The organism is Neorhizobium sp. USDA 3394 (assembly GCF_056280385.1).
Genome location: NZ_JBWCDU010000001.1, coordinates 2,370,829 through 2,384,495, shown reverse-complemented (window position 1 = coordinate 2,384,495; position 13,667 = coordinate 2,370,829). Strand labels below are relative to the sequence as shown.

Below are 13,667 nucleotides of genomic sequence, written 5' to 3'. Positions count from 1 at the left end.
ATTTTATGCGTATTGGATAGTGTCTGTCTCAAGGCGGGAAGAAACAAACACCGCCAAACAAAACAGGATGAGGCAGTCATGATGAACACGAAACTGAAGCCGCAGGCGGCACCGGCAGTAGCAGATCCGCATGAAGATACCATTCGCGCCCTGTACATGGAGTCGCTGCATCTGGTCGAGCGCCTGCACCGCCGCCTTCTCGATGTGATCAAGGACGAGTTCGACCGTCAGGGTCGCGACGACGTCAACGCCGTCCAGGCTCTCCTGCTCTTCAACATCGGCAATTCGGAACTGACGGCCGGCGAACTGCGCTCCCGCGGTTACTATCTCGGTTCGAACGTCTCCTACAACGTCAAGAAGCTGGTCGATCTCGGCTTCATCAATCACCAGCGCTCGCGCATCGACCGCCGCTCGGTCCGCATCAGCCTGACGCCGGAAGGCCAGGAGATCGCCGAGGCCGTCGGCAAGCTCTACGAGCGCCATATCGGCTCGATCGAAAAGGTCGGCGGCATCGGCGAGGGCGAGTTCTCCCAGATGAACAAGCTGCTCCAGCGCCTCGACCGCTTCTGGAACGACCAGATCCTTTACCGCCTTTAATCCACCGGGGGCTTGCGAAACACTTCATTACCTCCAGTCATGCGGTGCTACGCAAAAGCGTAACGGGGTGTCGAAAGACGCGCCGTTACGCTTGTTTGCGTGTGAACTGCATAGGCCCTGGCGGATGCCGGCCTATCGCTGGGCCAGCAGGGCGCGGCCGGCGTTTCTGATGGTCAGAGCCGAGTCCGCCATCTGCGCAACCAAGCCGGCGGACATCGCTGCGGCGAGGGTCTCTGTATAGTCTTCGCCGTGCAGCCCGTGCTTTTTACAGTAATTCTGTACGGCTCCGCGGGTGGAGGTCGGCGAGACGCCAAACTTGTTGTTCTGGAAAGCATTGACAATAATTTGGTATTTTTCGTCCAGGGTCACGGTAGCTCTCCAATGGGTGCTGTTTGGGGTGCCTACCAGTATGGGGGCCTGGTTGATAGACGAATTCTGTCATGAGCGTCGGAAATACGTTCCGGTACGTCCGTTTGCGCCGAAATGCTCGCCTATAACGTAGCCGCCGCGACCCGGCGAATTTCGGTCCTCATGTCCGCAAACATCGAGGAGAGGTCGAGCCAGCCGTCAGGTCTGCGGCCGGTCACCTTTTCCGGCCACCCGCAGACGCCGTCCTGTTCGACATAACCGACGCATTGCGGGGCGGTCTCATCGCGAAAATGCAGGACGACCAGCTTTCCAGGCTCAAGGGCTTCGATCGGGTACCAGTTCAAATCTCAAATTCCTCATTTATGAGGGATAATTTTTGGCCAATCCGCTTGCCCCAGGCTTACGGCTTTGACGTTTCGGCAAGGGACGCGGTACCCAGAGCGCCCGACGGTTTTGTATAAAAAAGGCCGATCGCAGCCGACGATCTCCCAGACCGTCCCGGGACCACATGCCATCTGGCGGTGTGGCGTATTTGCCGCCTGAAAAAATCACGTGCCAACACGGCTTTGTGACGCTCAAGTACCTGACACGAATTGGCCATATTGCTATGGGACCGGCTGGATGCAACGGGCCGGCGGGAATTCGCGCTTTCACGACATTGCGATGACGACGAAGCCCCAATGCGGCTGCGCTAACTTTTTGCGCGTTCTTAACCATATCCCTGTAGGCGTCTTTGATGCTGCTCGGGACCAGATGGGTATTATGATGTCGAAGAAGATCGGATCTGAAGCTCTTTCCCGCCGTGCTTTGCTTCGCACGGCCTTCTCTGCGGGTGCCGCCGCACTTGCAGCGCCCGCATTCGCCCAGACGGCGATGGACGATCTGATCAATGCGCCTCGCCGCGGCACCTGGGACGACCAGTTCGACGCGAAGGCCGCATCCAGAACCGCCGTCAACGTCGTGTCCAACAACCCGGTGCTCGGCGCCGGCGGACCGGCGAACATCCAGCAGGCGATCATCGACTATCAGCAGATCGTCGCCAACGGCGGCTGGCCCGAAGTCAATCCCGGCCAGCAGCGCCTGCGCCTCGGCGTCGTGGATCCGTCCGTACAGCAGTTGCGCCAGCGTCTGATGATTTCGGGCGACCTGCCGCGCGAGGCGGGCATGTCTTCTTCGTTCGACAGCTATGTCGACGGGGCGGTGAAGCGGTTTCAGGCTCGTCACGGCCTGCCTGCCGACGGCGTGATGGGCGAATTTACCGTCAAGGCGATGAACATATCGGCCGATGTGCGCCTGCGCCAGCTGGGCACCAATCTGGTGCGCCTGCAGTCCATGTCCGGCGATCTCGGCCCCCGCTATGTCATGGTCAATATTCCGGCCGCCTATATCGAGGCGGTAGAAAACGACCGCGTGGCGCTGCGCACCAATGCCGTCGTCGGGCGCATCGACCGGCCGACCCACGCCATCAACTCGAAGATTTACGAGGTCATCCTCAACCCTTACTGGACTGCGCCGCGCTCGATCGTCGAGAAGGACATCGTGCCGCTGATGCGCAAGGATCCGACCTATCTCACCCGCAACAACATCCGCCTGATCGACGGCAAGGGTAACGAAGTGGCGCCGGAAACGGTGGACTGGTTTGCGCCGAAGGCGCCGAACCTGATGTTCCGGCAGGATCCGGGCAAGATCAACGCCATGGCCTCGACGAAGATCAACTTCCACAACCCGAACAACGAATACATGCACGACACGCCCCAGCAGGGCCTGTTCAACAAGCTGATGCGCTTCGAGTCGTCGGGCTGCATGCGTGTTCAGAACGTCCGCGACCTGATCACCTGGCTGCTGCGCGATACCACCGGCTGGTCGCGTCAGGAGATCGAACGGGTGATCTCGACGCGCCAGAACAACCCGATCAAGCTCGCCCAGGAAGTGCCGGTCTATATCGTCTACATCACCGCGTGGTCGGCGAAGGACCGCGTCGTGCAGTTCCGCGACGATATCTACGAGCGTGACGGCAACCAGGAACTGGCACTGCAGACGACCACCGGCATCGAAAAGCCGGTCGGCGCTGCCGACGACGATCTTCTGCCGCAATAAGATCTGCGTCTTTTTTCATTTACCGGAAGCCGCATCCGCCAAGGGTGCGGCTTTTTCGTTCTCCAGGAGCATCTCCGCGTCTTCGGGCGAGCAAATGTCGTTCCCCGTATTGCTCTGTGCAAGGCGTAAGGCTAAGACGCGACATTGCAATGCCCACCCCTTTGAGGAGCCTCGCACATGTCGAACACCGACGTCTTCTTCTCCCGCCCGCTCGCAGAATCCGATCCGGAAATCTTTGGCGCGATCGAGAAGGAACTGGGTCGCCAGCGCCACGAAATCGAGCTGATCGCATCGGAGAACATCGTTTCCCGCGCCGTGCTTGAGGCGCAGGGTTCGATCATGACCAACAAGTACGCGGAAGGTTATCCGGGCAAGCGTTATTACGGCGGCTGCCAGTTCGTCGATATCGCCGAGGAGCTCGCCATCGAGCGCGCCAAGAAGCTGTTCGGCGTCAACTTCGTCAACGTCCAGCCGAATTCCGGTTCCCAGATGAACCAGGCCGTGTTCCTGGCGCTGCTGCAGCCTGGCGACACGTTCATGGGCCTCGACCTCAATTCCGGGGGACATCTCACCCACGGCTCGCCGGTCAACATGTCCGGCAAATGGTTCAACGTCGTGTCCTACGGCGTGCGCGAAGGCGACAACCTGCTCGACATGGACGAAGTGCAGCGCAAGGCCGAAGAGCACAAGCCGAAACTGATCATCGCCGGCGGCACCGCCTATTCCCGCATCTGGGACTGGAAGCGTTTCCGCGAGATCGCCGATTCGGTCGGCGCCTATCTGATGGTCGACATGGCCCATATCGCCGGTCTGGTTGCCGGCGGCCAGCATCCGTCGCCGTTCCCGCATTGCCATGTGGCCACCACCACCACCCACAAGTCGCTGCGCGGCCCCCGCGGAGGCGTCATCCTCACCAATGACGAGGAACTGGCCAAGAAGTTCAATTCGGCTGTCTTCCCGGGTCTCCAGGGCGGTCCGCTGATGCACATCATCGCCGCCAAGGCGGTTGCCTTCGGCGAGGCGCTGCAGCCGGACTTCAAGGACTATGCCGCCCAGATCGTCAAGAATGCCAAGACGCTGTCCGAAACGCTGATGGCCGGCGGCCTCGACATCGTCTCCGGCGGCACCGACAACCACCTGATGCTGGTCGACCTGCGTAAGAAGAACGCCACCGGCAAGCGCGCCGAGGCGGCTCTCGGCCGCGGCTACATCACCACCAACAAGAACGGCATTCCCTTCGACCCGGAAAAGCCCTTCGTCACCTCGGGTATCCGCCTCGGAACCCCGGCCGGCACGACGCGCGGCTTCAAGGAAGCGGAATTCAGGGAGATCGGCAATCTCATCATCGAGGTTCTCGACGGCCTGAAGGTCGCCAATTCCGACGAGGGCAATGCCAGCGTCGAAGCCGCCGTGCGCGACAAGGTCGTGGCACTCACCGGCCGCTTCCCCATGTACCCGTATATGTGATCCCAACCGGTACCAACGGGGACCGCATTCGCGGTCCCTCTTGCACATCCAAGGAGAGCCGATGCGCTGCCCCTATTGCGGTTCGGAAGACACGCAGGTCAAGGATAGTCGTCCGGCGGAGGATTACACCTCCATTCGCCGGCGGCGTATCTGCCCGGATTGCGGCGGCCGCTTCACGACTTTCGAGCGCGTGCAGCTTCGCGAACTGATGGTCACCAAGAAGACCGGCCGCAAGGTGCCGTTCGACCGCAACAAGCTGGTACGGTCGTTCCAGATCGCGCTGCGCAAGCGGCCGGTCGACAACGACCGCATCGAGCGGGCGGTGTCAGGCATCGTTCGGCGGCTAGAAAGCTCCGGCGAGAACGAGATCTCGTCGGAAGAGATCGGCCTGCAGGTGCTGGAGGCATTGAAGAGCCTCGATGACGTCGCCTTCGTGCGTTACGCCTCCGTCTATCGCGATTTCTCCCATGCGGAGGATTTCGAGAAGGTGATCCAGGAGATCAACGCCAAGATCGCCCGCGATCCCGGCATCGAGCCGTAGCCATGACGAGCGCTGCCGAAGACCGGTGGTTCATGGCGTCGGCCCTGCGCCTGTCGCGCCTCCATACCGGTCAGACGGGCACCAATCCCTCGGTCGGCTGCGTCGTCGTCAAGGACGGCGAGATCGTCGGTAGCGCCGTCACCGCGCCCGGCGGTCGGCCGCATGCGGAAACCCAGGCGCTCGAGATCGCCGGGGAAAAGGCGAGGGGAGCGACCGTCTATGTCACGCTCGAACCCTGCTCGCACTACGGCCGCACGCCGCCTTGCGCCAATGCGCTGGTCGAAGCCGGCGTCGCCCGCGTCGTAATCTCATTGACCGATCCAGATCCGCGCGTTTCCGGCCGCGGGATTGCGATCCTGCGCGATGCCGGGATCGTCGTCGAAACGGGGCTGATGGAGGAGGAAGGCCGCCGCGCGCTCGCCGCCTACCTCACCCGCCAGACGAAGGGCCGCCCGCATGTGACTCTGAAGCTTGCAGTTTCCGCCGACGGCATGCTCGGCCGGCGGGGCGAGGAAGTGTCGATCACGGGTGCGGACGCGCGGGCGGAAGTGCACCGGCTGCGGGCCGAAACGGATGCGATTCTCGTCGGCATCGGCACGGCGCTGTCGGATGATCCGGAGCTGACGGTGCGCATTCCCGGACTGGAGAAACGCTCTCCGATCCGCATCGTGCTGGACCGGTGGCTGGAGCTGCCGCTGACGTCCAAGCTGGTGGAGACGGCGAGGGACGTGCCGGTGATTGTTGTGGCTCAGCCGGGTTTAACTTCTCAGGTTGATAGTGGGGCCGCACCCCCCTCTGCCCTGCCGGGCATCTCCCCCTCAAGGGGGGAGATCGACCAGCGGCACGCTCATCCGTCCCATTCGACCCTCGATATCGGAGCGGCAGAGGAATCGGCTGGAGTTGTGCAGGTTGCTGGCTCCCTGCCGATCTCCCCCCTTGAGGGGGAGATGCCCGGCAGGGCAGAGGGGGGCGATCTGGCTCCGAGGCTAGTAGGTGATCTGGCCTCGAAGGTCGCCGCTCTCCAAGCTGCCAGCGTCGAGATCATGGACGCCACCGAACTCGATATCCTGCTGGCGATTCTTGCGGTTCGCGGCATCTCCTCGCTTCTGGTCGAAGGCGGCGCGAGCGTCGCAAGAGCTTTCCTCGAAGCAGACCTCGTCGACCGAGTCCTCCTTTTCCAGGGCACCGGCATCGTCGGCGAGGGCGGGCTTGAATCGCCGGTGGCGCCATCCGATATGCCGGCAGGATTTAAGTTCGTGCGCGAGGAAAGCTTCGGGCCGGACCGCTGTTTTGAATACGAAAGAGGTTTCTGATGTTCACCGGAATTGTCACCGATGTCGGCACGGTCGCGGAAACGACGCCGATGGACGAAGGCGTCAAGCTGCGGATCGCCACCAATTACGACCCGAAGACCATCGACATGGGGGCTTCGATTTCCCATGGCGGCATCTGCCTGACGGTGACAAATCTGCCGGATGAAGGCAGCAACGAGCGCTGGTTCGAGGTCGAGGCCTGGGAAGAAGCGCTGCGGCTGACGACGATCGCGGCCTGGACCGAGGGCACGCGCGTCAATCTGGAGCGGGCGCTGAAGATCGGCGACGAACTCGGCGGCCATATCGTCTCCGGCCATGTGGATGGCACGGCGGAAATTCTCGGCATCGAACATGAAGGCGAGGCGGTACGCATTCGTCTTCGCGCGCCGGAAGCGCTTGCCCGCTTCGTCGCACCGAAAGGCTCGGTCGCGCTGGACGGCACGTCACTGACGGTCAACGCAGTCGAAGGCACCGATTTCGACGTGCTGCTGATCCGCCACACGCTTGCCGTCACCACCTGGGGCGATCGCAAGGCGGGCGATTTCGTCAATTTCGAAGTCGATACGATGGCGCGTTACGCGGCAAGGCTCGCGGAGTTCCCGGCGAAAAGCTGACGGCTCGCCCGGCGATCAGTTTTCGCGAGCCAGCACCACGATCGGGCCATGGTAATCGGCGCGGGCGAACTCGCGGAAGCCGAATTTGGATGCGACCCTGAGAGAGGCGGCATTTTCGGGGCTGATGATGCAGGTCATCCGGCGATCGGGAAAATGGGCTTGGCCCCAGGAGATCATTGCGCCCACCGCTTCGGTCGCATAACCGCGGCCATGGACGGACGGGATGAGTGCCCAACCCGTCTCGAGCGTTCCCTCGATGGAGGGTTGAAATTCCCGGCGCATGTCCTGGAAACCGGCTTCGCCGAGAAAGCGGCCGGTGGCCTTTTCCTCGATTGCCAGGAAGCCGAAACCCATGAGCTGCCACATGCCGTTGACGCGCAGCATGCGGCTCCAGCTGGTTTCGCGGGACGACGGGATGCCGGAAATATAGCGAACCACGTCCGGGTCGGCCCAGAAATCCGCATAGGTCTCGAACTCCTCCAGCCGGTGAGGACGCAGGATCAGCCGTTCGGTTTCGATGGTCGGAATGGTGGTCATGGTGGGCTCCATGGTGCAAATGGCACTGATCTTTATCGTCGCTCGCTCAGCTATTCCCGATTCGCATCGCTGCGTTCAGCGAAAATTGCTTGCCATTCCCCTCAGAGCGTGTTTTGACCGCCACCTGCCCGAGACCCATATGACTATCGGCCCGCCTTCAGGCGATATCGATCTCATCCTGGGCCGATTTGAACAAAGGTGAATCATGTCACGCGAAACCGCTCCACACCTCCTCGTCGTCGAGGCGCGTTTCTACGACGATATGTCCGATGCGCTGCTCGAAGGCGCAACCCATGCGCTGAAGGAGGCCGGGGCGACCTATGACGTGGTCACCGTTCCGGGTGCCCTCGAAATCCCGCCGGCAATCGCCATGGCGCTCGATGCGTCGGAAGAGGGCGGCACCGACTATGACGGCTTCGTCGCGCTCGGTATGGTCATTCGTGGCGAGACCTATCACTTCGATATCGTCTCCAACGAATCCTCCCGTGCCCTGATGGACCTCGCCGTGTCTGAATCGCTTGCGATCGGCAACGGCATTCTGACCTGCGAGAACGACGAACAGGCCTGGGCGCGCGCCCGCCGTTCGGACAAGGACAAGGGCGGCTTTGCCGCCCGCGCTGCGCTGACCATGATCGCGCTGCGTGAAAAGATGAACGGCGGTTGATTTGATGGCCAAGGAAGGCGAACACCCGGTCAAGCCGGCCAACCAGCGTGGTGCAGCCCGCCTGGCGGCCGTGCAGGCGCTCTACCAGATGGATGTCGGCGGGACCGGCGTGCTGGAAGTCGTGGCCGAATATGAGACCCACCGCCTCGGACAGGAACTCGACGGCGACACCTATCTGAAGGCCGACGCCTCCTGGTTCCGCTCGATCGTTGCCGGCGTCGTGCGTGACCAGGTGAAGATCGACCCGCTGATCCGCGCCTCGCTGCAGGAAGACTGGCCGCTGTCGCGTCTCGATTCGACGCTGCGCGCCATCCTGCGCGCGGGCACGTTCGAGATCCTCGAGCGCAAGGACGTGCCGGTTGCCGTCATCGTCACCGAATATGTCGAGATCGCTCACGCCTTTTTCGGAGAGGAAGAGCCGCGCATCGTCAACGCTGTCCTCGATCGCATCGCCAAGCAGGTGCGCGGCGAAGCCAAGAAATAAGAAGCAACGATTAAGTCAGGCAGGGCAGCATGGACGGCGCGGTGGACGGTCTTCAGACGCAGATGAGCACCGCCCGGCGCAGTGTCGCTCTGCTTGCCGGCGCCCAGGCCGTCCTCGGTTCGGCGCCGCCTCTGGTGTTCGCGCTCGGCGGTCTCGTCGGCTACCAGCTGCTGGGTGATGACAAGTCGCTGGCGACCGCTCCGCTGACCGGCTTCAATATCGGCATGGCGGCCGGTGCCGTCGCCGTTGCCATCGCCTCCCGGTTCCTCGGCCGCAAGGCGAGCTTCATGCTGGGTTCGGTCCTCGGAGCGGTGGGAGCCGCCACGGCGGCAATCGCGCTCTTCCATTCGAACTTCTGGCTTTTTGCAGTCGGCCTGCTGCTGATCGGCCTCTGCAACGGTTTCACCCAGAAGATCCGTTTCGCCGCAGCCGATGCGTCGCCCTCGTTCTACAAGCCGAAAGCGATCTCCTGGATCCTTGCGGCCGGCATTGTTTCGGCGGTCCTCGGACCGCAGCTTGCGATCTGGACCAAGGACCTGCTGTCGCCGGTGCTGTTCGCCGGCGCCTTCGTGGCCGTCATTCCGCTCTATCTGATCGCGCTGGTGATGCTGGCGCCGCTGAAACTGCCGCCGACGACCGGCGGGCCTGCGGCTTCGGCGCCGGCACGGTCACTGGGCGAGATCGTCGTCACCCAGCGGTTCCTGACCGGCATGATCTGCGGCATCTCCTCCTACGCGCTGATGACCTTCATGATGACCGGCGCGCCGCTTGCCATGGTGATCGGCTGCGGCTTTCCGTCGGAAATGGCCACTCTCGGCATCCAGTGGCACGTGCTTGCCATGTTCGCGCCGAGCTTTTTCACCGGCATGCTGATCTCCCGCTTCGGCGTCGAGAAGATCGTCGCAGCTGGCCTCATGATCCTGATGGGCTGCGCCGTGATCGCCCATATGGGCATCGAACTCTGGAATTTCTGGGGCGCGCTGGTGCTGCTCGGCATCGGCTGGAACTTCGCCTTCATCGGCTCGACCGCGATCGTCGCCTCCAGCTATCGCCCGCATGAGGCCGACAAGGTGCAGGGTTTTCACGACATCATCCTGTTCACCACGGTGGCGTTGTCCTCCTTCTCCTCGGGCAAGGTGTTCACTGCCTACGGTTGGTCCTTCATGAACCTGATCATCTGGCCGGTGACGATCGTCTGCCTCGGTCTGGTGCTGGCGCTGATGTTCAAGCGCTCTTCCGTGAAATCCGCCTAGAGTCTTGTCCCTTCGGGGCTTGACGCCAATTCATCTCCACCGCAATCTCCCGTCCGCGTAGGCGATCCCGGATTCCTGGGGAGGGGAGCGGTCGGCTGCGCGGGAATGCGCACTATGGAGTATTGCGGCGGTCTTGCTCATCTCGTGGATGTGCACCGCTGCAGGGGTGCACGGCCGGAGGGTATGGACCACCCGGCGCTAAGGGAGAGGAAAAGCGAATGACCGTAATTATGGGTGTGATCGTGTGCGGGTTGCTATCGATCATTTATGCCGCCTGGGCGACGCGTTCCGTGCTGGCTGCCGATCAGGGCAGTATCCGCATGCAGGAGATCGCCGGATATATCCGTGAAGGCGCACAGGCCTATCTGGCGCGTCAATACATGACTATTGCGATTGTCGGCGTCGTCGTAACGATCCTGGCTTGGGTATTGCTGTCCGGCACCGCTGCGATCGGCTTCGTCATCGGTGCCGTACTCTCGGGCGCCGCCGGGTTCATCGGCATGCATGTCTCGGTCCGCGCCAACGTACGCACCGCCCAGGCTTCTTCCCAAAGCCTTGCGGCCGGTCTCGACATCGCTTTCAAATCCGGCGCCATCACCGGCATGCTGGTGGCAGGCCTCGCTCTCCTCGGCGTCTCGATTTATTACTGGATTCTGACGGCCGGTCTCGGCCATCCGAGCGGCTCGCGTGAAGTCATCGACGCGCTCGTCTCGCTCGGCTTCGGCGCTTCGCTGATCTCGATCTTCGCCCGTCTCGGCGGCGGCATCTTCACCAAGGGCGCCGACGTCGGCGGCGACCTCGTCGGCAAGGTCGAAGCCGGCATTCCGGAAGACGATCCGCGCAACCCGGCGACGATCGCCGATAACGTCGGCGACAATGTCGGCGATTGCGCCGGCATGGCCGCCGACCTTTTCGAAACCTATGCGGTCTCCGTCGTCGCCACCATGGTGCTCGCAGCGATCTTCTTCGCCGGCGCGCCGATCCTTGCGACCGTCATGGTCTATCCGCTGGCGATCTGCGGCGCCTGCATCATCACCTCGATCATCGGCACCTTCTTCGTCAAGCTCGGCTCCAACGGCTCGATCATGGGCGCTCTCTACAAGGGCCTGATCGTCACCGGCCTTCTGTCGATCGTCGGTCTCGCCATTGCCACCTCTCTGACCATCGGCTGGGGCACGATCGGCACCGTCGCCGGCAAGCCGATCACCGGCGCGAACCTCTTCATCTGCGGGCTGCTCGGCCTCGTGGTGACGGCGCTGATCGTCGTCATCACCGAATACTACACCGGCACCAACAAGCGCCCGGTAAACTCGATCGCCCAGGCCTCGGTGACCGGTCACGGCACCAACGTCATCCAGGGCCTCGCGGTCTCGCTCGAATCGACCGCCCTTCCGGCGATCGTCATCGTCGGCGGCATCATCGCCACCTACCAGTTCGCCGGCCTGTTCGGCACCGGCATCGCCGTCACCACCATGCTCGGCCTCGCCGGAATGATCGTGGCACTCGATGCCTTCGGTCCGGTCACCGACAATGCCGGCGGCATCGCTGAAATGGCGCACCTGCCGCCGGAAGTGCGCAAATCGACGGATGCGCTCGACGCCGTCGGCAACACCACCAAGGCCGTCACCAAGGGTTATGCAATCGGCTCTGCCGGCCTCGGCGCGCTGGTTCTCTTCGCCGCCTATTCCAACGACCTCAAATATTTCGTCGCCAACAGTGCCCAGTACCCGTATTTCAACGGCGTTGGCGAAATCGACTTCGACCTCTCCAACCCTTACGTCGTCGCCGGCCTGATCTTCGGCGGCCTCATCCCATACCTGTTCGGCGGCATCGCGATGACCGCCGTCGGCCGCGCTGCGGGCTCGATCGTCGAGGAAGTGCGCAGGCAGTTCCGCGAAAAGCCGGGCATCATGGAGGGAACCGAAAAGCCTGATTATGGCCGCGCCGTCGACATCCTGACCCGGGCTGCGATCCGCGAGATGATCGTTCCGTCGCTGCTGCCGGTTCTCGCCCCCATCGTCGTCTATTTCGGCGTCCTTCTGATCTCCGGCGGCGACAAGGCCTCGGCCTTCGCGGCGCTCGGCGCATCGCTGCTCGGCGTCATCGTCAACGGCCTCTTCGTGGCGATCTCCATGACCTCGGGTGGCGGCGCCTGGGACAATGCCAAGAAGAGCTTCGAGGATGGCTTCGTCGACAAGGACGGCACCCGCCACATGAAGGGATCCGAGGCCCACAAGGCTTCGGTCACCGGCGACACCGTCGGCGATCCCTACAAGGATACGGCAGGCCCTGCCGTCAACCCGGCGATCAAGATCACCAATATCGTGGCGCTTCTGCTGCTGGCGGTTCTTGCCGGCTGATATCCGGCCCGAACGTGAAATAAAAAAGCCCGCGGGGAGCGATCCTCGCGGGCTTTTTGTTTCGTTCGAGGTTCTTACCTGCCGAAGTTCGACAGGATGCTGCGAGCTGCTGCCCCACCGGCACCGGAACCGCCGGAAAGCAGCTGCTGCAGGAAGGTAAGGTCGCGGCCGCCGGTCGGCGTCGTGCGCGAAATCGTGTCGAACACCTTGCCGTCCTGCATCGTATAGTTGGCGCGACGTGCGACGACGCCGTCCTTGTCAAAATAGATGGCGAGCACGGTCTGATCGACGATCTTCGGCTTCATGAAAGCCGCAGCGCGCGTGCGTTTCTGCGAGATGTAATAGAATACCTCGGTATCGAAGGTCGCCGTCGTCGAGGGCGTGCCCATCGTCAGCAGCACCTGCTCGCGGCTCGACCCGACCGGAATAAGCTCCAGCGACTTCTGGTCGACCACGTAGCCGTTATACATGGTGTCGCCGATCTGCATGGACGTGCAACCCGAGACAGCGATGGATGCGACGACCATTGCCATCGCGGTTTTACTCAAGAATGTCATCTCGTATCCGAAAACCCGCTTGTTCAACGGCATCCCCCAAACTCAACCTGCCCCTGCTGACCCTACCATTGTGGCTATTCAGGGACATAGGATCGATCCCGACCTGGATGTTAAGGCCGCGAAGATCCGACCCCGTTCGCTGATCCGGCGGAACGGCATTGCAATTCGTGCATGCTTCGGTAAACCAGCTTTCGTTTCCATGCAACATGGCCGGTGGCAGGCCAGGGGGTTCCTGGAGGCAAATAACGGGAATTCAGATGATCTTCGGCCTTTTCAAGAAGAAAAACCAGAACCAGGCGATCGTTGACCGCCAGTATTCGACCTTGACATCATTGGCGCGCGTTCCGTTCTTCTACAGCGATCTGGATGTGCCGGACACGGTCATGGGCCGTTTCGAGATGCTTTCGATCGTGATGATCCTGTTCTTCAGGCGGACGGCGAAATCCGATTCGAGCGGTCAGGAACTGGCCCAGGAGATCGTCGATGCGTTTTTTCAGGATATCGACCATTCGATCCGCGAACTCGGCATCGGCGACCAGAGCGTGCCGAAACGCATGAAGAAGCTGGCCGGCATGTTCTATGGCCGCGTGGAGACCTATGCCGCCGCTCTCGAAGACAAGGACGGCGAGGCGCTTGCCGCTGCCCTTAGCCGGAATATCTATCCCAAGACGGAGGATGCGCCTGGGATGCGAGGGCTGGCGGACTGGATGATTGTTGCGGAGACGGCGCTCGCCGGCATTTCCGAGGATGAGATTTCCCGCGGCCATGCGGTTCTGCCCCTGCCGGGCCCGCTGCCGCGAGAAGAGTGAGGTTT

16 protein-coding genes are annotated in these 13,667 nt (G+C 62.2%); 12 read left to right on the top strand and 4 right to left on the bottom strand.

Going from position 1 to position 13,667, the window contains the following annotated elements:
- The first annotated feature begins 81 nt into the window (after nucleotides 1-81).
- Entirely contained in the window at nucleotides 82-597 is a 516-nt protein-coding gene (ldtR, locus tag ACZ9EJ_RS11485) for a transcriptional regulator LdtR (protein WP_037081118.1), read from the top strand.
- Nucleotides 598-729: 132 nt separating this feature from the next.
- Here the strand turns inward: ldtR and ACZ9EJ_RS11480 are convergent, their stop codons facing one another.
- The gene (locus tag ACZ9EJ_RS11480) at nucleotides 730-966 is read right to left on the bottom strand and encodes a hypothetical protein (RefSeq protein WP_046630041.1); all 237 of its coding nucleotides are present in this window, start codon (nucleotides 964-966) and stop codon (nucleotides 730-732) included.
- A gap of 122 nt (nucleotides 967-1,088) precedes the next feature.
- Nucleotides 1,089-1,310 carry a hypothetical protein gene (locus tag ACZ9EJ_RS11475; RefSeq protein ID WP_046630042.1) on the bottom strand — a complete coding sequence of 74 codons (222 nt, stop codon included), beginning with the start codon at nucleotides 1,308-1,310 and terminating at the stop codon, nucleotides 1,089-1,091.
- A gap of 421 nt (nucleotides 1,311-1,731) precedes the next feature.
- On the opposite strand from ACZ9EJ_RS11475, the gene ACZ9EJ_RS11470 reads away from it, so the two are divergent.
- The 5 genes from ACZ9EJ_RS11470 (at nucleotide 1,732) to ACZ9EJ_RS11450 (ending at nucleotide 6,998) form a co-directional block, all read left to right on the top strand.
- Nucleotides 1,732-3,063 carry a L,D-transpeptidase family protein gene (locus ACZ9EJ_RS11470; protein WP_046640542.1) on the top strand — a complete coding sequence of 444 codons (1,332 nt, stop codon included), beginning with the start codon at nucleotides 1,732-1,734 and terminating at the stop codon, nucleotides 3,061-3,063.
- Between the two features lie 177 nt (nucleotides 3,064-3,240).
- Complete coding sequence (gene glyA, locus ACZ9EJ_RS11465; RefSeq protein ID WP_046640447.1) at nucleotides 3,241-4,530, top strand: serine hydroxymethyltransferase; 1,290 nt, start codon at nucleotides 3,241-3,243, stop codon at nucleotides 4,528-4,530.
- Nucleotides 4,531-4,591: 61 nt separating this feature from the next.
- On the top strand, nucleotides 4,592-5,071 hold the full coding sequence (gene nrdR, locus ACZ9EJ_RS11460; RefSeq protein WP_007771094.1) for a transcriptional regulator NrdR: 480 nt from the start codon (nucleotides 4,592-4,594) through the stop codon (nucleotides 5,069-5,071).
- A gap of 2 nt (nucleotides 5,072-5,073) precedes the next feature.
- On the top strand, nucleotides 5,074-6,384 hold the full coding sequence (gene ribD, locus ACZ9EJ_RS11455) for a bifunctional diaminohydroxyphosphoribosylaminopyrimidine deaminase/5-amino-6-(5-phosphoribosylamino)uracil reductase RibD (RefSeq protein ID WP_046640448.1): 1,311 nt from the start codon (nucleotides 5,074-5,076) through the stop codon (nucleotides 6,382-6,384).
- Complete coding sequence (locus ACZ9EJ_RS11450) at nucleotides 6,384-6,998, top strand: riboflavin synthase (protein ID WP_046630045.1); 615 nt, start codon at nucleotides 6,384-6,386, stop codon at nucleotides 6,996-6,998. The genes ribD and ACZ9EJ_RS11450 overlap by 1 nt, the downstream gene beginning before the upstream one ends.
- A gap of 15 nt (nucleotides 6,999-7,013) precedes the next feature.
- Here ACZ9EJ_RS11450 and ACZ9EJ_RS11445 read toward each other — a convergent pair whose 3' ends face one another.
- Nucleotides 7,014-7,535 (bottom strand): GNAT family N-acetyltransferase, encoded by a 522-nt coding sequence (locus ACZ9EJ_RS11445; RefSeq protein ID WP_046640543.1) that lies wholly within the window; start codon nucleotides 7,533-7,535, stop codon nucleotides 7,014-7,016.
- Nucleotides 7,536-7,740: 205 nt separating this feature from the next.
- On the opposite strand from ACZ9EJ_RS11445, the gene ribH reads away from it, so the two are divergent.
- From ribH to ACZ9EJ_RS11425, 4 genes are all read left to right on the top strand, one after another.
- A complete protein-coding gene (gene ribH, locus ACZ9EJ_RS11440) occupies nucleotides 7,741-8,199 on the top strand; it encodes a 6,7-dimethyl-8-ribityllumazine synthase (protein WP_007759364.1) in 459 nt (152 codons plus the stop codon).
- A gap of 4 nt (nucleotides 8,200-8,203) precedes the next feature.
- On the top strand, nucleotides 8,204-8,683 hold the full coding sequence (gene nusB / locus ACZ9EJ_RS11435) for a transcription antitermination factor NusB (protein WP_007759363.1): 480 nt from the start codon (nucleotides 8,204-8,206) through the stop codon (nucleotides 8,681-8,683).
- Between the two features lie 29 nt (nucleotides 8,684-8,712).
- Nucleotides 8,713-9,936: an MFS transporter gene (locus ACZ9EJ_RS11430; RefSeq protein WP_046640449.1), complete on the top strand. Its 1,224-nt coding sequence runs from the start codon at nucleotides 8,713-8,715 to the stop codon at nucleotides 9,934-9,936.
- Between the two features lie 218 nt (nucleotides 9,937-10,154).
- Entirely contained in the window at nucleotides 10,155-12,296 is a 2,142-nt protein-coding gene (locus ACZ9EJ_RS11425; RefSeq protein WP_046630047.1) for a sodium-translocating pyrophosphatase, read from the top strand.
- Between the two features lie 74 nt (nucleotides 12,297-12,370).
- Here the strand turns inward: ACZ9EJ_RS11425 and ACZ9EJ_RS11420 are convergent, their stop codons facing one another.
- A complete protein-coding gene (locus tag ACZ9EJ_RS11420) occupies nucleotides 12,371-12,886 on the bottom strand; it encodes an outer membrane protein assembly factor BamE (RefSeq protein WP_037080654.1) in 516 nt (171 codons plus the stop codon).
- On the opposite strand from ACZ9EJ_RS11420, the gene ACZ9EJ_RS11415 reads away from it, so the two are divergent.
- Both ACZ9EJ_RS11415 and ACZ9EJ_RS11410 read left to right on the top strand, forming a co-directional pair.
- Entirely contained in the window at nucleotides 12,807-13,160 is a 354-nt protein-coding gene (locus ACZ9EJ_RS11415) for a hypothetical protein (protein WP_251090017.1), read from the top strand. The genes ACZ9EJ_RS11420 and ACZ9EJ_RS11415 overlap by 80 nt on opposite strands.
- A complete protein-coding gene (locus tag ACZ9EJ_RS11410) occupies nucleotides 13,111-13,662 on the top strand; it encodes a ubiquinol-cytochrome C chaperone family protein (protein ID WP_046630048.1) in 552 nt (183 codons plus the stop codon). The genes ACZ9EJ_RS11415 and ACZ9EJ_RS11410 overlap by 50 nt, the downstream gene beginning before the upstream one ends.
- Nucleotides 13,663-13,667 lie beyond the last annotated feature (5 nt).